This window comes from Pseudodonghicola sp., from assembly GCF_048268305.1.
Classification (GTDB): domain Bacteria; phylum Pseudomonadota; class Alphaproteobacteria; order Rhodobacterales; family Rhodobacteraceae; genus Pseudodonghicola.
Window position 1 is genome coordinate 193,547 of record NZ_JBLWVT010000005.1, and the last position, 19,821, is coordinate 213,367.

The window sequence follows — 19,821 nt, forward strand, 5'->3', positions numbered from 1 at the left end:
TGCCTTTCGCCTGTCTCTCAGCCCAGAACGCCATGCGAGAGGTTTTGATACATGCCCCAGAGCGCGGTGACGAAGATCGACGCCATGCCGATCATCTGGGTATAGGTCCGGCAGTACATCAACCGCTTGCGCAGCATCTCACCCCTCGGACGCTCGCGGGCGATCCGGTCGGCCGTGCGCGCGCTCAGCACCGCGACCAGCGACATCGGAAACCCCAGCAGGAACAGCGACTGGGAGAATTCCACCCCATAGTGAAAGCCGGTGATCGCCAGGCAGGTCAGCAGGAAGAACCCGATCCCCACCAGCCAGGCCCCCGAGATCCGCACGATATAGAGCAGCCGGTTCACGTTGATCCGCACCAGATCCTCAAGATCGCGTTCGGCCTGGCCGCCGATCCGCCGGGCGCGCAGCACGGTGTCATAGGGCACGCCCAATACCCAATGGCTGGCCGAGGACCAACTGACCGCCAGGGCGATCCAATACCAGAGGTTCGAGAAGGACCGCATGTCGATCATCTCGGAAACCGTGGTGTACCAGTCCAATCGCCCCGCCCTTTTTGTCTCTGCCCCGCCTGCCTCGAAAGGCGTGACCATAGATATACTTGTGACCAGAGGTTTTCCATGCCACCCAATGGACAATTGTTCAAGGAGTCCGCGCCATGAAACCGACCATCGCCCCCTTTCCCGCCGCCCGTCCGCGCCGTGCCCGCCAGTCGCCGGCGATCCGCGCCCTGGTGCGCGAGAACACGCTGACCAGCGACGACCTGATCTGGCCGGTCTTCGTGCGCGATGGCAGCAATGTCGAAGAACCCGTGGCCTCGATGCCCGGCGTGATGCGGCGCAGCGTCGATCTGATCGCCAAGGCGGCGAAAGAGGCCTGGGAACTGGGGGTGCCGGCGATCTGCCTCTTCCCCTATACCGACGCCAGCCTGAAGACCGAGGATTGCGCCGAGGCCTGGAACCCCGACAACCTGACCAACCGGGCGATCCGGGCGATCAAGGACGCGGTGCCCGAGATGGCGGTGATGACCGACGTGGCGCTTGATCCCTATAACATCAACGGCCATGACGGCTATGTCGAGAATGGCGAGATCGTCAACGACCGCACGGTCGAGGCGCTGGTGAAGATGACCCTGGCCCAGGCCGAGGCCGGCGCAGATATCATCGGGCCCTCCGACATGATGGACGGCCGCATCAAGGCGATGCGCGACGCGCTGGAATCCGGAGGGCATCAGAAGGTGATGATCCTGTCCTATTCGGCGAAATACGCCAGTTCCTACTACGGGCCGTTCCGCGATGCGGTCGGCGCCTCTGGCGCGCTGACCGGCGATAAGAAGACCTATCAGATGGATCCGGGCAATTCGGACGAGGCGCTGCGGTTGATCCAGCGCGATCTGATGGAGGGCGCCGACATGGTGATGATCAAGCCCGGCCAGCCCTATCTGGATCTCTGCCGTCGCACCAAGGACACCTTCGGCGTGCCCACCTTCGCGTATCAGGTCTCGGGCGAATACGCGATGATCCAGGCCGCCGCCCAGAACGGCTGGATCGACGGCGAGAAGATCATGCTGGAAAGCCTTCTGTGCTTCAAACGTGCCGGCTGCGATGGGATCCTGACCTATTTCGCGCCCGCCGCCGCCCGTATCCTGAACGCCTGATCCAATGCCGGCGGCAGAGACCCGTCGCCGGACGTTTCTGAAGGAGCCTCCGCATGAGCGGTATCGAAACCTCCATCCGGTCGATCGTCCCGTCGGGCAATGATCTGATCGACGGGATCCTGCAGTCCACCGTCTGGGGGCAAAGCGAGATCAGCTATGGCATCCCCTCCAGCGCCGACGTTTATGGCGATTACAGCGGCGGCGCTGGCGAGCCCACCGGCTTTCGTGCCGCGACCCCGGCGATGGCCACGGCTGCGGCCTTCGCACTCGACGCGCAGGGAACCGCGGCCGACGCCTTTGCCGTCGAAGGCTTCACCCAGCTTTCCATCGTCGCCACCTCCCAGGCCGAGGCCACGATCCGACTGGCCCAGACCACGACCGACCCCTATTCTTACGGCACCGCCTGGAGCTATTACCCCTATGCCGACGAGACCGGCGGTGATGTCTGGTTCTCGACCGCCTCGGGCAGCTATACCAATCCGGTCGCCGGGAATTACGCCTGGCTCACCGTGATCCACGAGATCGGCCATGCCCTGGGACTGTCACACGGACATCAGGCCAGCGGCGCCTTTGACGCGCTACCCTATGACCGGGACTCGATGGAATTCTCGGTGATGACCTATCGCGCCTATGTCGGCGCCTCGCCCACCGCGGGATATTACAACGAAACCTATGGTTACGCGCAAAGCTGGATGATGCTCGATATTGCCGCGCTGCAATATCTCTACGGCGCAGATTACGCCACCAACAGCGGCGATACCGTCTATCGCTGGACCCCGGGCAGCGGCGTGACGCTGATCGATGGCGAGGCCGGGATCAGCCCCGGCGGCAATCGCATTTTCGCGACGATCTGGGACGGCGGGGGCGTTGATACCTATGATCTCAGCGCCTATCGGAGCGATCTGCGCATTGATCTCGCCCCGGGAGGCCATTCGGTCTTCAGCACGGCTCAGCTTGCCAAGCTGGGCGACGGCCATGTGGCGCGCGGCAATATCTTCAACGCGCTGCTCTTTCAGGACGATCCGCGATCGCTGATCGAAAACGCCATCGGCGGCGGCGGCAACGACCGGATCAGCGGCAATGCGGCCGACAACCGGCTGTCGGGGGGCGACGGGGCCGACCGTCTGCTGGGCGCAACGGGGGCGGACCGCCTGTCGGGCGGAGCCGGCCGCGATGTCCTGCTGGGTCAGGCCGGCAATGACACGCTTCTGGGCGCAGGCGGCAAGGATCGGCTGCAGGGCGGCACCGGGGCGGATGTAATCAAGGGCGGCGCCGGCGATGACGTCATCGAGGGCCAAGGCGGGCGCGATGTGCTATGGGGCGGTGCCGGTGCCGACAGCTTCCGCTTCACCGCCGCGAGCGACAGCAAGCCCGGCGGCAAGGCCGATGTGATCCGCGATTTCACCAGCGGAACCGATATGCTCGACCTCAGGGCGTTGGTCTCGGGCCCGGTTGACTTGAGCTTCGACGGTATCCTCTCGGGCGACGGGCCGAGCGTGACCACCCGGGCTCTCGCTGGCGGCGACTTGCGGGTGCTTGCCGACCTCGACGGCGACGGCAAAGCCGACTTCAGCCTCATCCTGCGCGATGTCACCGCACTAGCAACTGCAGACTTTCTGCTCTGACCCCGTCAGACCCGGAACTTCATGAGACCAATGTCTCAAAAAATGATCGACAGAAGGGGGCCCCGATATATTCGCGGGCCATCTTCCGATTCTTTTGGTGCCTCTATCGCCGTGACGCAGTTCATCTAAACATCATCTGGCGGCCTGGCCCGTGCCAGCCCGCCCTCAATCCGAAATTTCCAAAACGCAAGGTCTGCCGCGTCGCCGCGACAGGCCCATGGCAGCGGCGTGCACCCCCCGCAGAGGGAAGGCCGCGCCCTTTCCCATCATCAATTCACCGGCCTCGCCTGACCATTTGGGGCATGATCATGAGTGGCACCGGTAAATCCATCAGAAGCGTCGGCATGACCGGCCCATGGGCACGAGGGCAACGGCGTCAAAGGGCGCGACCTCTCCGAATTGACCGACCGGCCGATCGAGTTCCGCGAAGACGGCACCTTCGATGGCCTCGGCCCAGCCTGATCCCCCAAATCCACCAATCCGGGGTCGAGGTGCTGCTGGACGCCGATGGCGACGGTCGTGCCGACTTCCGCATCGTGATCAGCGATGTCACCCATTTGACTGAGCCGGATTTCCTGCTGTGATCGAGCCCGAAACCCCATAGAATCCGGGTTTTTGCCCGCCATCGGGGCAAGAACCCGCCCGTTGTGCCGCTTGTCGGGTGACAGGGTCGCCCGGTCGCCCTATAAAGTTCTTCAAGGCCGGAATAACGGCCAGCGCAGCGACAGAGACAGGCAAAACGATGGATAAAGCAGCTTCTTCCCGTCTTACCCGACGTGGTTTCACCCTGACAGCCCTGGTGGCACTGGGCGCAACGGCGGCCTGCGGCAATGGGGTCGGCTCTAACAACGCAGCCCAGATCGACGCGCGCGTGGATGCCACGCTGAACAAGATGTACATGCTCTACCCCAATACCGTCACCCTGGCCGAGAAATCGACCGGCATGTTGGTGATGCCGCTGATGACCGAGGCGGGCCTGGGTCTGGGCGGCGGCTATGGCCGTGGCGCGCTGAGAGTGAACGGGGTGACGGTGGATTACTATTCCGCCGTCAAGGGCACCGCCGGTCTGCAGATCGGGGCGCAGCAATACGCCCATGTGCTGTTCTTCATGACCCAGGATGCGCTGATCGATTTCCGCCGCTCCTCGGGCTGGGCCGCGGGTGCCGACATGGCCTATGTCTTCCGCGACGAGGGCGACTCGGTCTCGACCGATACCAATACCCTGCGCTCGCCGATCCTGGCCGCGGTCTTCGGTCAGGCCGGGCTGCTGATCGGTGCCACGCTCAAGGGCATGAAATACACCCGTATCATCCCCTGATCCCTCGGCCCGGCGGCTTTCCCTGACGCCCGGGATCGCCTAATCTGCGCCGCAGGCACAGGGCGACGCGCGACAGGCGTGACACCTGCGAGCGGGCACAAGCACCCGGGACGGGGCAGGATACGGGGACATTGATGGGACAGGTTTTTCGCTGGCTGTTGCGGATCGCGGCAGGGCTGGTCGTACTGGTGGTTCTGGGCATCGGGCTGGTCTATTTCCTGGCCGGCCAATCGCTGCCGGATTACAACCAGACCCAGAAGGTCGCTGGCCTGACCGCGCCGGTCGAGATCATCCGCGACAACGCCAACGTTCCGCATATCTTCGCCCCCGACGATCCGGATGTCTTCTTTGGACTGGGCTATGCCCATGCCCAGGACCGGCTGTGGCAGATGACCACCCTGCGCCGCACCGTGCAGGGCCGCCTGTCCGAGGTCTTCGGCCAACGCACGCTGAGGATCGACCGGCTGCTGCGGCGGCTTGATCTCTATCGCCTGGCGCAAAGCTCCTTCGAGGCGCAGGACGATTACACCAAGGCCGCGCTCAGGGCCTATGCCGCCGGCGTCAACGCCCGCCTGGCCGAGATCAACGACGAGGCGCTGGGGCGCGGCGCGCCGGAGATGTTCCTGTTCAACGCCCCCATCGCCCCCTGGCAACCGGCGGATTCCATCGCGCTGATCAAGCTGATGGCGCTGCAGCTGAGCGGTCATCTGGAAGACGAGGTGCTGCGCGCGCGAACCTCCTTGATGCTGCACGATAACGACCGGCTCAAGGATATCATGCCCGACGCCCCCGGCTCCGGCATTGCCGCCCTGCCGGAATATGCCCAGCTGTTCCCCGGGCTGCCGCGCTATGCCGCCGGCACGCCAATGCCACAGGACCCGCTGTCGCCCTTCCCCGAACGCGGGTTGGCCGGGGCGTCGAACGCCTGGGCGGCGGCCCCGTCGCGCTCGGCCTCGGGTGGGACGCTGCTGGCCAACGATCCGCATCTGGGCTTCACCGCTCCCTCGGTCTGGTATCTGGCCCGCATCGAATTGCAATCGGGCGGGGTGATCGGCGCCACCATTCCCGGCATCCCCGCCGTCCTCTCGGGCCGCAGCCGACAGTTGGGCTGGGGCATCACCTCCTCCTATCTCGACGATCAGGACGTCTTCATCGAACGTCTGAACCCCGACAACCCGGAGGAATATCTGACCCCCGACGGCTACAAGCCCTTTGAAAGCCGCCCCTCGATCATCCAGATCAAGGACGCGCCGCCGATCACCCTGACGCTCCGCTGGACCGAGAACGGCCCGGTGCTGCCCGGCAGCCACTATCACCTCGACAGCATCACCCCGCCGGGTCATGTCGCGGCGCTCGGCTGGACCGCGCTCGACCCCGCCGATACTACGATGACCGCGGCGATGGAGCTGATGCGGTCGAGCAACGTGCACGAGGCGATCGCCGCCGGCGAGAAGTTCATCGCACCGTCGCAGAACCTGATGCTGATCGACCGCGAGACCATCGCGATGAAGACGGTGGGCGCCATGCCCAGCCGCGATCCCCGCAACCAGAGCCAGGGCCGGCTGCCGTCTCAGGGCTGGCGGGTGGAAAACCGCTGGCAGGGCCGCCTGCCCTATACCTTGAACCCGGAATTCGTCAGCCCCAAGGGCGGCATCCTGGGCAATACCAACAACAAGATCGTCGACCGGCCCTTCCCCAACCATGTCTCCTTCCTCTGGGGCGACACCCAGCGGATCAACCGCTGGGAACGGCTGATGCAGGCGCGCCAGGTCCATACCCGCGAAAGCTTCATCGAGGCGCAGCTCGATACCGTCAGCTTCACGGCGCGGTCGCTGCTGCCGCTGATCGGGGCGGATCTGTGGTTCACCGGCGAGGCGGCACCCAAGGGCACCCCCGAACGCCAGCGCCAGATCGCCCTGCAGATGCTGGCGGACTGGAACGGCGAGATGAACGAACACATGCCCGAACCGCTGATCTATGCCGCCTGGCTGCGCGCGCTGCAAAAGCGGCTGATCGAGGACGAGCTTGGGCCGTTGGCGGCGCAGTTCAAGCATGTGGATCCGATCTTCATCGAACGGGTCTATCGCAACATCGACGGCGCCGCTGTCTGGTGCGACGTGCGCCAGAGCGCGCCGAAGGAGACCTGCACCGACATGGCCCGCCTCGCGCTGGATGACGCGCTGGTCTGGATCGGCGAGAAATACGGCACCGCGCTGGAAAGCCTGCGCTGGGGCGACGCCCATCAGGCCACCCATGATCATCCGGTGCTGGGCGAGGTGCCGATCCTGCGGTACTTCGTCAATATCCGGCAATCGACCAGCGGCGGCGACAATACGCTGGAGCGGGGCCGGACCTCGGGCGAGGATCCTGATCCCTTCCTGAACGTGCATGGCGCCGGCTATCGCGGGGTCTATGATCTGGCCGATCCCGACAGTTCGGTCTTCATCATCTCGACCGGCCAGTCGGGGCATTTCCTGTCGCGTTATTACGACGACATGGCGCAGCTCTGGCGGCGGGGGGAATACATTCCGATGTCACTGGACGTGAATCTGGCCCGCGCGGCGGCGGTGGGGATCACCCATCTGATCCCGGAAGACACGAAAGATTAGGAAAATGACGGTCGGGCAATACGCCGCGCTTCAGAGCGCGGCGTATTGAGCTTCCTGCTTCGGGGTCCAGAGCACCGTCAGCTCGAACCCCTCTTCGGTCTGGCGTTCCTCGGTCACGATATCCTGCGCGAAGAGCCAGGCGCGCTTGCGCCCTTCAGAGAAGGGCAAGAGCAGCACCGCCTCATAGCGCACGCCCTGCAGCTTTTCGGCGATCGCCTCAAGCAGCAGATCAAGCCCCTCGCCGGTAACGGCCGAAATCGCAAAGATGTCCGGGCTGCGCGCGGCGCGGGACACCATCGCGTCATGCGCCTCGGGCGGCAGAAGGTCGATCTTGTTCCAGACCTCGATCTGCGCCCGGCTGTCATCGACGCCGAGCGAGGCGAGGATGGTTTCCACATCGCGCGCCTGCTCCTCGGTCCCCGCGTGCGAGATATCGCGGACATGGACGATCAGATCGGCGGCGAGAACCTCTTCCAGCGTGGCGCGGAAGGAGGCGACCAGCTCGGTCGGCAGATCCGAGATGAAACCCACCGTATCCGACAGGATGATCTCGGGCCCGTCGGGCAGCTCCACCCGCCGCATGGTCGGATCGAGCGTGGCGAAAAGCATGTCCTTCGCCATCACATCCGCCCCGGTGAGCCGGTTGAACAGCGTCGACTTGCCGGCGTTGGTATAGCCGACCAGCGCCACGATCGGATAGGGCACCTTGGCCCGCGCCTTGCGGTGCAATTCCCGCGTCTTGACCACCTTGTCGAGCTGGCGGCGCAGCCGGACAAGCTGTTCATCGATCGCGCGGCGGTCGGCCTCGATCTGGGTTTCACCGGGACCACCGACAAAACCAAGCCCGCCGCGTTGCCGTTCCAAGTGGGTCCAGGCCCGGACCAGCCGGGTGCGCTGATAGCTGAGCGCCGCCATTTCGACCTGCAACACGCCCTCGCGCGTGCGGGCGCGATCCGAGAAGATCTCGAGGATCAGCCCGGTGCGGTCGAGGATCTTGACCTTCCACGCCTTTTCCAGATTGCGCTGCTGCACCGGGGTCACCGGGCCGTCGATCAGCACAAGCTCCACTTCATTCGCCTTGAAGCGCTCGCCAAGCTCTTCGATCTTGCCCGACCCGAAGAGATAGCCGGGCTGCGGCCGCGGCAGGCGCACGATTTCCGATCCCGCGACCTCAAGACCCGGCAAAGCCGCGGCCAAAGCCACGGCTTCCTCTAGCGCCGGACCGGGATCCCGGCGGTCTGCGTCGGATTTTATTTCGGGATGCAGCACCCAGGCGCGGGTGACATCCTCACCATGTTCCATCAAGAGGCGTCTTCGCCCTCATAAAGGCTGATCGGCTGGGCCGGCATGATGGTCGAAATCGCATGCTTGTAAACAAGCTGCGATTGGCCGTCCCGGCGGAGCAGCACACAAAAGTTGTCAAACCAGGTGATCACACCCTGCAGTTTCACCCCGTTGATCAGAAAGATCGTCACCGGAACCTTGGTTTTTCTGACGTGATTCAGGAACGCGTCCTGCAGGTTCTGTCTGTCCGAAGCCATTTCTTCTTATATCTCGCTTTATTCTTGTAACGCGCTGCGGACCAACGCGCCGCTCGCCCACAAGTATGGATTGAGGTGAGGGGAGATTCCACCCGAAAAAACATATCCTTTCACGCCGTCACCGCAAGACGGCTAATTCCGCCACAGATCCGGCGTGATCAGCGCAATGATCGCCAAGGTTTCCAGCCGTCCCAGCACCATGGTGGCACAAAGCACCAGCTTGGCCATCCCCCCCAGTTCGGCCAGGTGGATCGGCGTATCGGCCGCCACCTGGATCAGCGGGCCGGTGGTCGACAGTGACGCGATGCTGAGCACGATGGCCTGATCGAAGCTGAGCCCGAGCGCCCCCAGAATCACGCAGACCAGGGTCAGCGTCAGTGCGAACATCATGAAGGAGACCCAGGCGATGAAGGCGCCGTTCTTCTGGATCCGCCGGTTGCCGCCGCCGACGCTGCTGACCGAATTGGGATAGACCAGCCGCTCCATCTCGCGCAGGCCATTGAGATAAAGGGCATAAACCCTGAGAAGCTTGACCCCGCCCGCAGTGGTGGCGACACCGCCGCCGATCACCGCGAGCCCGGCCAGGATCAGCCCAGGCGCCCCCAGCCCCGACCATTGCTGTGCCTCGTCCCAGTTGACGCTGGCAAATCCGGTGGTGGTCAGGAAGGACATCACGGTGAAAAGCCCGCCCCAGAGCCCCTCGAAGGCCAGCGTCGGATCGGCAAGCGGCTGCACCTCCAAGGCGGCTAGCCAGTGACGCAACACCAACAGCACCGGAATCGTCACGATGATCAGCAAACCGGTGCGAAATTCCGGATCCTTGTCGAGCTTGGCCTGTCCGGTGGTCGAGGTATCGGACGAAAAGGTCAGCCGCGACAGGGCGAAGAACATGAACAGGAAGAGAATCATCTCTCCGGCCAGACCGGCCTTGCTGCCCTCCATGCCGCCCACTGGCGAGATCCCCGAGGTCGCCATCACCGACATCGCATGACAGAGCCCGGTCAACGCGTCTTCGCCGGCGATCAGCAGCGCCACCCAGGCGAGCAGGGTCAGCCCGACATAGACCGGCGTCAGCGTCAGGGTGATCCGCTTGAGCCGACGGCGCGGATCGGCGCGGGCGCTGAGATCGGGCGCCGCCACGGCCCGCCCCGGCTGGCCGCGCGCGGTGATCTCGAAGCCGCCCAGCGAGAGCGGCGCCAGAATGGCCGAAGCCGCGATCCACATCACCAGCCCGCCCATCCAGCCGACCTGCGCCCGCCACAGATGCAGCGCCGGATCCAACCGCGTCGGATCCTCGAACAGATTGGCACCGGTGGTGGTCACCGCGCTGACCATGTCGAAATAGGCGTTGAGATAGCTGGTGGTCTGCAGCCCATCGTAAAGCGGCAGCGCCAGGAACACCGGCAGCAGCGCGAAGGTGGCCAGCAACGCCAGAAGCTGGCCCAGGGTGCCATGCTTGGGCGGTTGGGTGGCCCGCGCCAGCGCGATCGCGGTGACCGCGACCAGGCCGATCATGCCACTGAAGAAAAACGCCTGCGACACCTCGTGGACGCTGCGGATTTCGGCGTGAATGGCGGGCACCCACATGGAGAGAGAGGCGATCCCCCAGACCTGCAGGAACAGGGGCAACCGCATCAACACCCCATATTGCGCCTCGCTCCGCATCTCAGAAGAAATCGATCGAGACCTGGAGCAGCCGCTCCACTTCCGGGACGTCGGCGGCCATGGCGAAGATCGCCACCACGTCGCCCTCTTCCAGCCGCAGATTGCCGGCCGGGCGCAGCACCTTGTCGCCCTTCAGCACCGCCCCCAGCAGCACCCCTTCGGGAAAGTCGATCTCGCGCAGCCGCTGGCCGGCCATCGGCGAGGTCGACAGAACCTCGGCCTCGATCACCTCGGCCTCGGCATCGCCGATCGAATAGACCTGCCGCACCCGCCCGTGGCGGATGTGGCGCAGGATCGAGCTGACGGTGGTCGCCCGCGGGTTGATATAGGCATCGATCCCCAGGGGCTCCATCATCGGCACCAGGGTGGGATCGTTGATCAGCGCGATTGCCAGCGGACAGCCTTCCGCCTTGGCGCGGACCGCCGACAGAAGGTTGGTCTTGTCGTCATCGGTGACCGCCAGCATGGCATCGGCCCGGGCGATCCCCGCCTCTTTCAGCAATGCGGCATCAAGCCCGTCCCCATTCAGCACGATGGTCCGCTCCAGCGCCTCGGCCGCACGTTCGGCCTGGGCGCGGTTGCGCTCGATCATCTTGGCGCGGGTGCGGGTCTTGCGGCTCTCCAGCGCCCGGGCGACCTCGAGCCCGACATTACCGCCGCCGACGATCACGATACGCTCCTGGCTCTTCTGCGTCTTGCCGAAGACTTCCATGGTGCGGTCGACATCCTCGACATGGCAAAAGACATAGCAGCTGTCGCCGGCGAAAAGCTGATCGTCGGGTTCCGGTGCGAACAGCGTGCCCTCACGCCGGATACCGACGACGATGGCCCGCAGGGTCGAGAACAGATCGGTCAATTGCCGCAGCGGCGTGTTGATGATCGGGCAGTCTTCCTCGACCGTGATGCCCAAAAGCTGGGCCCGGCCGTCCATGAAGACCTCGGTATCGAAGGCGGCGGGGGCCGACAGGCGGCGCATCGCGGCGGCGGCGACCTCGCGCTCGGGGCTGATCACCACGTCGATCGGCAAGTGATCCCGGCGATAGAGGTCGGAATAGATCGCGGTCAGATAGGATTGCGCCCTGAGCCGGGCGATCTTGCGCTGGATGGAAAAGATCGAATGGGCCACCTGGCAGGTGACCATGTTCACCTCGTCCGAATGGGTGGCGGCGATCAGCATGTCGGCATCGCGGGCACCGGCGCGCTCGAGCACATCGGGATAGCTGGCGAACCCCGCGATTCCCTGCACATCGAGCGTATCGGTGGCACGGCGCACCAGATCGGGGTTGCTGTCGACGACGGTGACATCGTTATGTTCCCCCGACAGATGCCGGGCGATCTGCCACCCGACCTGTCCTGCCCCGCAAATGATGACCTTCATCGCCTCTCTCGCGTTTGCGCCGACCGTCTGCCTGCCAGAATGTTTTGAATGACAGAAGCCCCCGGGACGGTCAATTCAATTGTCTCCGGCCCCGGCTTGCGGCATTCTGCGGCCATGAAACAGATGATCCTGCCGCTTTGCGCCGCGGCCCTCCTGGCCAGTTGCGCCCCGATGTCGATCTATTACCGGCCCGGCGTTCCCGTGGCGCGGATGCAGGAGGATTCGACCCGCTGCGATGTCGAGGCGCTGAGACAGGCGCCGGTGGCCACCCAGATCCGCCAGGCGCCTCCCACCTATATCCCCGGCCCCCGTGTCTGCAACCAGGACGGCGAATGCTGGACGCGCCCGGGCTATTGGATGAGTGGCGAAGTCTACAGCTATGACGCCAATGCCAATCTGCGGGATCGGGTCAAACAGCTCTGCATGGCCGAGAAGGGCTATAGCCCAATCAGCCTGCCGGCCTGCCCGGCCGAGGTGAAATCGACCACCCCGCCGGGGGTGACCACGGTCCTGCCGACGCTCACAGCCAATGCCTGCGTCATCCGCAACAAGGATGGCAGCTGGCAGATCGTGACGCCGCAACCATAGACCCCGCCGGCCCCGACAGGACGCCGGGGCCGGCTTCGGCACGGCTTAATCGACGGTCTCGTCGATCTCTTCGCCATCCATATCGACGCGGGCGATCCGGGCGCCGGATTTCGTCGTGGTCACCACCCCCAGCGACTTCAGTTTGCGGTGCAGCGCGCTGCGCTCCATCCCGACAAAGCTGGCGGTGCGGCTGATATTGCCGCCGAAACGGTTGATCTGGGTCAGCAGATATTCCCGCTCGAACGCCTCGCGCGCCTCGCGCAGCGGCAGGGTCGCCAGCGCGCCGGACAGCACGACACGCCCTTCCTCTCCCGATTTCTCCTCGTCATTGGGCAGTTCACGCGCCTCGATCGGGCCGTTGCCCTCGCCGAGGATCAGCACCCGCTCGATCAGGTTCTTGAGCTGACGCACGTTGCCCGGCCAGACCATGGTCTGCATCAGCGCCACCGCCTCCTCGCTCAGCGCGCGCAGCGGCAGGCCCTGGGTGGCATGGCAATTGTCGATGAAATGCTGCGCCAGCACCGGGATATCCTCGCGACGATCTTCCAGCGAGGGCACCGCGATCGGCACCACGTTCAACCGATGGAACAGTTCCTCGCGGAAGCGGCCCATGGCGATCTCGGCCTCGAGATCGCGGTTGGTCGAGGAGATCACCCGCAGATCGACCCGCACCTTGTCGGCGCCGCCGACCCGCTGGAATTGTTGATCGACCAGCACCCGCAGGATCTTGGACTGGGTGCCCAGCGGCATATCCGCCACCTCGTCGAAGAAGATCACGCCGCCATGCGCCTCTTCCAGCAGGCCCGGCTCGACGCCGCGCTCGGGGGTTTCGCGGCCGAACAGAACCTCTTCCATCCGCTCGGGCTCGATGCTGGCGCAATTGACGCTGACAAAGGGGGCATTGGCGCGGTTCGAATTGGCATGGATATATCGCGCGGCGATCTCCTTGCCCGAGCCCGCCGGCCCCGCCAGCATCACCCGCCCATTCGATTTCGTCACCTTGTCGAGCTGGCCCAGCAGCGTCCGGAAGGCGGCGCTCTGGCCGATCATCTCGGTGCTCGTCACTTCGCGCCGCTTCAGCGCGCTGTTCTCGCGACGCAGGCGCGACGCCTCCATCGCGCGACGGATCACCACCATGAGCTGGTCGATATTGAACGGCTTCTCGATGAAGTCATAGGCGCCCTGCTTGATCGCGGCCACCGCGATTTCAATATTCCCATGGCCGGAGATGATCACCACCGGAACATCGGGATTGTCACGCTTGACCGTCTTGAGGATGTCGATCCCGTCCATCCGGCTGTCCTTCAGCCAGATGTCGAGGATCAGCAGCGCCGGTGCCTCGGCATTGATCGCGGCCATGCACTCGTCAGAATTGCCGGCCTTGCGGGTCACATAGCCTTCGTCCTCCAGGATGTCCGAAATCAGTTCCCGGATATCACGCTCATCATCCACAATCAGAATGTCGCTCATGTCATACCTGCTATCAAATTCTTCTTCTTGCTGTGATGGAGGCCCCGGTTCTGCTGATCCGGGGCCTCCGCCTTGGGCAGGCGGATCACGGCCATGGCACCTCGATGCGCCTGCCCGTCAAAAACCGGCGCATCCTCAAGCACGAGGCTGCCACCGTGTTCCTCAATGATCTTCTTGACGATCGGCAGGCCCAGGCCAGTGCCCTCGTCACGGGTCGTCACATAGGGCTCAAACAGCCGCGACCGATCCTCGGGGAGGCCGATGCCGTTGTCAGCGATGGTGATTTCGCTACCGCCCTGGGTTTCGATCAGGCGGACACGGATTTCCGGCGTAAAGCCCTCGGGCGTGCCCTTCTTGCGCAGCGTCTCGATCGCCTCGCCTGCGTTCTTGATCAGATTGGTCAGCGCCTGCGACAACATGGTGGCATCGACCTCCGCCATCAGCGGGCCATCCGGCAGATCGGCGCGCACCGTCACGCCCGGCTGCCCGGTCTGCTGCAGCAGCACCGCGTCGCGCACGATCTTGACCAGATCCTCGTCGCGCCGGTCGGGTTCCGGCATCCGCGCGAATTTCGAAAATTCGTCGACGATGCGCCGCAGATCATTGGTCTGGCGCACGATCACATCGGTCATCGACTGCAACTGCTCGCAATCGGTTTCGGACAGTTTCGGCGCGAACTTGCGTTTGATCCGCTCGGCGCTGAGCTGGATCGGCGTCAGCGGATTCTTGATCTCATGCGCGATCCGGCGGGCGACATCGCCCCAAGCCGCCATCCGCTGGGCGCTGACCAGATCGGTCACATCGTCGAAGGCGACCACATAGCCTTCGAGCCCGCCCTCGGTATTCATCCGCGTCGACATGCGCACCAGCAGATGTTCCTGCTGCCCGTCCCGGCTGACCTTGACTTCCCCCTGGGCGATGCCGTTCGGCGCCACCCGCAGCCGCTCGAGCAGCGGGCCGAATTCCGGCACCAGCACCTCGAGCGCCAGCGCGGTCTCGTCCCCCGACCAGCCCAACAACCGCTCGGCCGAGCGGTTGACGAAGGTAATCCGCCCGGCGTCGTCCAGCCCGACCACCCCCGAGGTAACCGAGGAGAGCACGGAATCGAACAATCTGCGGCGGGCCTCGATATGACGGGTATTGTCGAGCAGCGCCTCGCGCTGCGCCTTGAGCTGCCGGGTCATCTGGTTGAAATAGCGCCCGAGCATGGAGATTTCATCGTCGCCCTCTTCCTCGACCACCTGCATGTCGAGATCGCCTGCCCCGACCCGCTGCGCCGCGGTGGTCAGCCTGCCCACCGGCCGCGACAGCCGCTCGGCGAACCACAGCCCGAGCCAGACGGCGGCAAGGATCAGGATCACCGCAAAGCCGAGATAGAGCAGCCCGAATTCGAACAGCACCCTGCCCCTTTCGCGTTCGAGCTGCTGGTACAGCAGCACCGTCTGCTTGGTGTCGTCGAGCAGGTTCAGGATATGGCCGTCGACATCCCGGCTGACATAGAGAAACCGGTCGACAAAGGCGTTGAGCCGCACCAGGGCACGGAATTCGTTGTTGTCCCAATCCTGGATGATGGCGATCCCGGTCTTGTCGGCCTGGGTGATCTGGTCCGGCGTGGGTTTCTCGAAATCAAAGAGATACGAGCGTTCGCCGCGGGCCCGAATCTCGCCGGTCCCGTCGATGATATAGGCCTCGCGCAGCCCGCGCTGGATCTGCCCCTGCCCCTGCGCCAACATCTGCCGCAGTTCGGCATCGTTGAGAAAAACGATCAGCTTGCGGCTGTTGTCGAGAAAATGCGCCAGCGCCCGGGCGTCCTCTTCCAACGCCTGGCGGTGCTCGTCCTCATAGGCCTGGGCGGCATCCATCGAGGTGCCGACCACATTGCGCACCCGGTCCGAGAACCAGCCTTCGAGCCCGATATTGACGGTGAGCACGGCAAAGACGGCAACGATGACCGTGGGCACCAGCGCCAGAAAGGTGAAGACCCCGATCAGCCGCAGGTGCAGGCGAGATCCCGCCGATTGGGCGCGTCGGGCCACAATCAGCCGGGCGAGCTGCCCCAAAACCAGGGCGGCCACCACCAATACGTAAACCAGATCGGCGAGCAGAATGAATCGCAGCGCCGGAGAGGCGGCCCCCATGTTGAGGGGCCCGAGCCCGGCGAAGGTGGCGAAAGCAAGCGCCGGCCCCAGAAGCACAAGCCCCAGAGTGGCAACATTGCGGGCCTGACGGGTCCGACGCCATCTGTTTACAGTCGCAAACAGCCCGTATTGTGACCGGGTTGCCACCTGCTGCCCTCATTAAGATGTGCCGCTTGCGCGGCCAACCGCCAAATCTCGTGATCTATTCCGGTCCCAAATCAGGACTGGGACCGGACCGCCACGCTCCTGTGGCGTATTTACATCAATTTGCGGCGGCGTGTCACCTGAATATCCAGATCAGTGATCTTCTTGCGCAAAGTATTGCGGTTGATCCCCAGAAGTTCTGCGCATTTGGCCTGATTTCCGCCGGTCGCCTCCAGCGCGATCTCGATCAGCGGGATCTCCACCTCCTTGAGGATTCGGGCATAGAGCCCCGGCGGCGGCAACATGTCACCATGCAGGTCGAAATAGCGCCGCAGGTGCCGCCCAACCGAGGCCGACAGCTTCTCTGCGCCACCACCATCCAGCACCGGCTCCATCTCGGGTTGGCGACCCAGCACGGTCTCAACCTCGGCGCGGGCGATTTCCTCGGCCCGACCGGTCAGCACCAGGCGGCGCACCGCGTTTTCCAGCTGCCGCACGTTGCCCGGCCAGGAATAGGCCCGGATCAGCGCCTCGGCATCGTCGCCGAGCCGCCGTTTCGGCGCCCCTTCGCGTTCGGCGCGGGACAGGAAATGCGCCGCCAGCAGCGGGATGTCGTCGACCCGCTCGCGCAGCGCCGGCACATGGATGGTGGCACCGCTGAGCCGGTAATAGAGATCCTGCCGCAGCCGACCGTCCTCCATCGCGGAGGACAGATCATGCTGGCTGGTCGCCATGAACCGCGGCTGGTGATCGCCCGGCGCGTCCATCATCCGCACGATGCGGGCCTGAATCTCATCGTCGAGATCCCCGATCTCGTCGATCAGCAGGGTGCCGCCCTTGACCCGGGCCAGCACCCGCGCCGGCCCTTCGAGATCGAGCAGATCGGCACCGGACACCGTGATGAAAGGCAGCGTGCGGCGATCGGAAAAATCATGAATTGCCCGTGCGATCAACGACTTGCCGGTGCCACTTTCCCCAGTGATCAAAACCGGAAGATCGGTGTTCATCACCCGGGCCACCAGACGATAGAGCGCCTGCATCACCGAGGTGCGGCCGACCAGCGGCAATTCGTCCGGACGCTCGGGCATCTCGTCGATCTGGCGCGACTGCGGAGAGCGGCGCTTCTGTTCCAGAGCGCGGGCGGTGCGTTTCATCAGATCGGGCAGATCGAAGGGTTTGGGCAGGTAGTCATAGGCCTCGGCCTCGGCGGCCTGGATGGCGGTCATGATGGTATTCTGCGCCGAGATCACGATGACCGGCAGCCCGGGCCGGTCTTGCGCGATTTTCGGAAGCATTTCCAAGCCGTTGCCGTCCGGCATGACGACGTCGGAGATAACCACGTCCCCCTTGCCCTCGCCGACCCAGCGCATCAGCGTGGTCAGCGACGAGGTGGCGTGGACCTTGCACCCGGCCCGCGTCAGCGCCTGGGTGAGGACTGTTCGGATCGTGCGGTCGTCGTCGGCAACCAGAACCGTTCCATCCATCAGCTTTTCTCCTTGCTTTCATAATCGCGCGGCACCCGCGCCAGCGACAAACGAAATACAGTGCGCCCGGGCACCGAGGTGACCGAAATCCAGCCCCCGTGGTCCGAAACGATCTTGCTGACCAGCGCCAGCCCCAGCCCGGTGCCGTTTTCACGCCCCGAGACGAAGGGATCGAAGATGTCCCCCTTGATATCTTCAGGCAGACCGGGACCGTCGTCGATGATCTCGACCTGAAGCGGCAGGGATTGGCCGGTGCCATCGCTGCGCCGCAACCGGAAGGAATGTTCGAAATAGGTGTGCAGCCGGATGGTTCCGCCTTTTGGATCAGCGGCTTCCGAGGCGTTTTTCAACAAGTTCAGGATCACCTGCAAAAGCTGATCGGGATCACCCCAGGCCAACGGCAGCGAGGGATCGTAATCCTCGATGATCTTCATGTGAGCGCCGAATCCCAGCAGGGCCGACCGGCGGGCGCGATCGAGAACATCGTGGATATTGACCGGCTTCATGTCCGGCGGGCTGAGGTTGCCGAATTGCTCCACCTGCTCCAAGAGCTTCACGATCCGACGGCTTTCGGCAACGATAAGATCCGTGAGTTCAAGGTCTTCCGGTGCAAGGTTCATGCTGAGCAACTGGGCCGCCCCGGTGATGCCGGCCAGCGGGTTCTTGATCTCATGCGCCAGCATCTCGGCCATGCCGATAGCCGATTGCGCCGCCGATTTCACCGAATGGCTCTGGGTCATGCGCCCGGCCAGTTCACGCGGAGAGATCAGCATGATCATCTCGCCCGGCCGCCCCGACAGCGGTGCGATCTGCAGCCCGCATTGCAGCGGCGCCCGATTACCCGAGCCGACGTCGATGTCATTGACGAAAAGCGGCGTGCCATTGGTCCGCGCCCGGGCAAAGGCATCCTCGATCGGCGCGTCGATGGCGACCAGATCCCAGATCGGCGAGCCGATCACCGATTTTGCCGAAGCGTTCAGAAAGCCTTCGGCGGCGGAATTCACATCCAAGATGGTGTCATCCTCACCGATCAGGAAGGCCGGCACCGGCAGCGAGGCCCAGATGGTCTGATCCGAATTGGTCATGCCGCGCACTCCTCAACGGTCGCATCAGTCAGCGCCTGCGGCAGCAGCCGCAGCACCGCCGCCGGATCGCGGCTGGTCAGCACCGCACGGCGCAGCCCGGCCTCGGTGCCCACGTGATCCATGTACCAGCCCAGATGCTTGCGGGCGACGCGCAGCCCCAGATCGGCGCCATAAAAGCCCAGCATCGCCTCGTAATGCGCCGCCACCAGATCGGCCAGCGCGGCGCCTTCGGGCACCTCGGGCGCCGGGGTGCCGAACATCTCATGCGCGATCTGGGCCAGCAGCCAGGGCTTGCCCTGGGCACCGCGCCCGACCATGACGCCATCGGCGCCGGACAGCGCCATCGCCTCGGCGGCGTCAGCGGGCGAACAGATATCACCATTGGCGATCACCGGGATCGACACCGCCTGTTTCACTGCCGCGATCGCGGCCCAATCGGCCTGGCCGGTATAGAACTGGCAGCGGGTGCGGCCGTGAATGGTGATCATGCGGATGCCGGCCTCTTCGGCGCGCCGCGCCAGGTCAGGCGCGTTCAGGAGGTTGTCGTCCCAGCCCAGCCGGGTCTTCAGCGTCACCGGCAGATCGACCGCGGCAACCACCGCCTCGATCAGGCCGAGCGCATGGTCGAGATCCTTCATCAGGGCCGAGCCGCTGGCCCCGGCGCCGCTGGCGCTGGTCACTTTCTTGGCCGGGCAGCCCATGTTGATGTCGATCACCGCCGCGCCCTGGTCGGCAACCAGCCGCGCCGCCGCGGCCATCCAATGCGCCTCGCGCCCGGCAAGCTGGACGGCGGTATTCTCGACCTCTATCCCCAGCTCGGCCCGGTTACGAACGCTGGGCTTGGCCTGCACCATCTCCTGGCTGGCCACCATCTCGCTCACCACCAGGCCGGCACCAAAGCGCGACACCACATCGCGAAACGGCCGGTCCGTGATTCCGGCCATTGGCGCCAACACCACGGGTGGCGCGACGGGGAGGCTGTCGAGGAAGATCGTCAATTGCCCAATCCTTGTGCATCTGCCGCCTATCTAGGGGAGCCCAAGCGCCACCACAATGAATTGCAGGGGGTTTTAGCCCAAGATTGGACCACACGCCCATTTTTTAAGCAATCAATCCCGA

The 19,821-nt window shown here is 64.5% G+C and carries 15 protein-coding genes; 5 read left to right on the forward strand and 10 right to left on the reverse strand.

Annotated elements, in window-relative coordinates; translation table 11 throughout:
• Positions 1 to 17: 17 nt before the first annotated feature.
• A complete protein-coding gene (locus ACN0V4_RS11185) occupies positions 18 to 542 on the reverse strand; it encodes a component of SufBCD complex (protein WP_417676057.1) in 525 nt (174 codons plus the stop codon).
• A gap of 116 nt (positions 543 to 658) precedes the next feature.
• Between ACN0V4_RS11185 and hemB the strand changes: the two genes are divergently transcribed.
• From hemB to ACN0V4_RS11205, 4 genes are all read left to right on the forward strand, one after another.
• On the forward strand, positions 659 to 1,657 hold the full coding sequence (hemB, locus tag ACN0V4_RS11190) for a porphobilinogen synthase (protein WP_417676059.1): 999 nt from the start codon (positions 659 to 661) through the stop codon (positions 1,655 to 1,657).
• Between the two features lie 53 nt (positions 1,658 to 1,710).
• Entirely contained in the window at positions 1,711 to 3,282 is a 1,572-nt protein-coding gene (locus ACN0V4_RS11195; protein WP_417676061.1) for a M10 family metallopeptidase, read from the forward strand.
• A 742-nt stretch (positions 3,283 to 4,024) separates the two neighbouring features.
• Positions 4,025 to 4,600: a YSC84-related protein gene (locus tag ACN0V4_RS11200; RefSeq protein ID WP_417676063.1), complete on the forward strand. Its 576-nt coding sequence runs from the start codon at positions 4,025 to 4,027 to the stop codon at positions 4,598 to 4,600.
• Positions 4,601 to 4,734: 134 nt separating this feature from the next.
• Positions 4,735 to 7,209, forward strand: a complete 2,475-nt coding sequence (locus ACN0V4_RS11205; RefSeq protein WP_417676065.1) for a penicillin acylase family protein — start codon at positions 4,735 to 4,737, stop codon at positions 7,207 to 7,209.
• 30 nt (positions 7,210 to 7,239) lie between these two features.
• Here the strand turns inward: ACN0V4_RS11205 and hflX are convergent, their stop codons facing one another.
• From hflX to trkA, 4 genes are all read right to left on the reverse strand, one after another.
• Positions 7,240 to 8,511, reverse strand: a complete 1,272-nt coding sequence (gene hflX, locus ACN0V4_RS11210; RefSeq protein WP_417676067.1) for a GTPase HflX — start codon at positions 8,509 to 8,511, stop codon at positions 7,240 to 7,242.
• Positions 8,511 to 8,750 (reverse strand): RNA chaperone Hfq, encoded by a 240-nt coding sequence (gene hfq / locus ACN0V4_RS11215; RefSeq protein WP_008204623.1) that lies wholly within the window; start codon positions 8,748 to 8,750, stop codon positions 8,511 to 8,513. The genes hflX and hfq overlap by 1 nt, the downstream gene beginning before the upstream one ends.
• A gap of 132 nt (positions 8,751 to 8,882) precedes the next feature.
• Positions 8,883 to 10,385, reverse strand: coding sequence for a TrkH family potassium uptake protein (locus ACN0V4_RS11220; RefSeq protein WP_417676071.1), 1,503 nt, complete (start codon positions 10,383 to 10,385; stop codon positions 8,883 to 8,885).
• Positions 10,386 to 10,416: 31 nt separating this feature from the next.
• Positions 10,417 to 11,793 carry a Trk system potassium transporter TrkA gene (gene trkA, locus ACN0V4_RS11225; RefSeq protein ID WP_417676073.1) on the reverse strand — a complete coding sequence of 459 codons (1,377 nt, stop codon included), beginning with the start codon at positions 11,791 to 11,793 and terminating at the stop codon, positions 10,417 to 10,419.
• Between the two features lie 114 nt (positions 11,794 to 11,907).
• On the opposite strand from trkA, the gene ACN0V4_RS11230 reads away from it, so the two are divergent.
• Positions 11,908 to 12,381, forward strand: coding sequence for a hypothetical protein (locus ACN0V4_RS11230; protein ID WP_417676075.1), 474 nt, complete (start codon positions 11,908 to 11,910; stop codon positions 12,379 to 12,381).
• A gap of 45 nt (positions 12,382 to 12,426) precedes the next feature.
• Here the strand turns inward: ACN0V4_RS11230 and ACN0V4_RS11235 are convergent, their stop codons facing one another.
• The 5 genes from ACN0V4_RS11235 to dusB form a co-directional block, all read right to left on the reverse strand.
• Positions 12,427 to 13,851 (reverse strand): sigma-54-dependent transcriptional regulator, encoded by a 1,425-nt coding sequence (locus tag ACN0V4_RS11235; protein ID WP_417676077.1) that lies wholly within the window; start codon positions 13,849 to 13,851, stop codon positions 12,427 to 12,429.
• Positions 13,848 to 16,136 carry an ATP-binding protein gene (locus ACN0V4_RS11240; protein WP_417676079.1) on the reverse strand — a complete coding sequence of 763 codons (2,289 nt, stop codon included), beginning with the start codon at positions 16,134 to 16,136 and terminating at the stop codon, positions 13,848 to 13,850. Before ACN0V4_RS11240 ends, ACN0V4_RS11235 begins: the two co-directional genes overlap by 4 nt.
• Positions 16,137 to 16,246: 110 nt before the next feature.
• Complete coding sequence (locus tag ACN0V4_RS11245) at positions 16,247 to 17,617, reverse strand: response regulator (protein ID WP_417676081.1); 1,371 nt, start codon at positions 17,615 to 17,617, stop codon at positions 16,247 to 16,249.
• Positions 17,617 to 18,702: a two-component system sensor histidine kinase NtrB gene (locus ACN0V4_RS11250; protein WP_417676083.1), complete on the reverse strand. Its 1,086-nt coding sequence runs from the start codon at positions 18,700 to 18,702 to the stop codon at positions 17,617 to 17,619. The genes ACN0V4_RS11245 and ACN0V4_RS11250 overlap by 1 nt, the downstream gene beginning before the upstream one ends.
• Positions 18,699 to 19,700 (reverse strand): tRNA dihydrouridine synthase DusB, encoded by a 1,002-nt coding sequence (gene dusB, locus ACN0V4_RS11255; RefSeq protein ID WP_417676085.1) that lies wholly within the window; start codon positions 19,698 to 19,700, stop codon positions 18,699 to 18,701. Before dusB ends, ACN0V4_RS11250 begins: the two co-directional genes overlap by 4 nt.
• Positions 19,701 to 19,821: the final 121 nt, after the last annotated feature.

Bases quoted from the DNA above. Each gene is read 5' to 3' on its own strand.
- hemB (WP_417676059.1), top strand. From the start codon at position 659: ATGAAACCGACCATCGCCCCCTTTCCCGCCGCCCGTCCGCGCCGTGCC.
- ACN0V4_RS11205 (WP_417676065.1), top strand. From the start codon at position 4,735: ATGGGACAGGTTTTTCGCTGGCTGTTGCGGATCGCGGCAGGGCTGGTC.
- ACN0V4_RS11220 (WP_417676071.1), bottom strand. From the start codon at position 10,385: ATGCGGTTGCCCCTGTTCCTGCAGGTCTGGGGGATCGCCTCTCTCTCC.
- ACN0V4_RS11195 (WP_417676061.1), top strand. From the start codon at position 1,711: ATGAGCGGTATCGAAACCTCCATCCGGTCGATCGTCCCGTCGGGCAAT.
- hflX (WP_417676067.1), bottom strand. From the start codon at position 8,511: ATGGAACATGGTGAGGATGTCACCCGCGCCTGGGTGCTGCATCCCGAA.
- ACN0V4_RS11235 (WP_417676077.1), bottom strand. From the start codon at position 13,851: ATGAGCGACATTCTGATTGTGGATGATGAGCGTGATATCCGGGAACTG.
- ACN0V4_RS11200 (WP_417676063.1), top strand. From the start codon at position 4,025: ATGGATAAAGCAGCTTCTTCCCGTCTTACCCGACGTGGTTTCACCCTG.
- ACN0V4_RS11245 (WP_417676081.1), bottom strand. From the start codon at position 17,617: ATGGATGGAACGGTTCTGGTTGCCGACGACGACCGCACGATCCGAACA.
- hfq (WP_008204623.1), bottom strand. From the start codon at position 8,750: ATGGCTTCGGACAGACAGAACCTGCAGGACGCGTTCCTGAATCACGTC.
- ACN0V4_RS11250 (WP_417676083.1), bottom strand. From the start codon at position 18,702: ATGACCAATTCGGATCAGACCATCTGGGCCTCGCTGCCGGTGCCGGCC.
- ACN0V4_RS11230 (WP_417676075.1), top strand. From the start codon at position 11,908: ATGAAACAGATGATCCTGCCGCTTTGCGCCGCGGCCCTCCTGGCCAGT.
- trkA (WP_417676073.1), bottom strand. From the start codon at position 11,793: ATGAAGGTCATCATTTGCGGGGCAGGACAGGTCGGGTGGCAGATCGCC.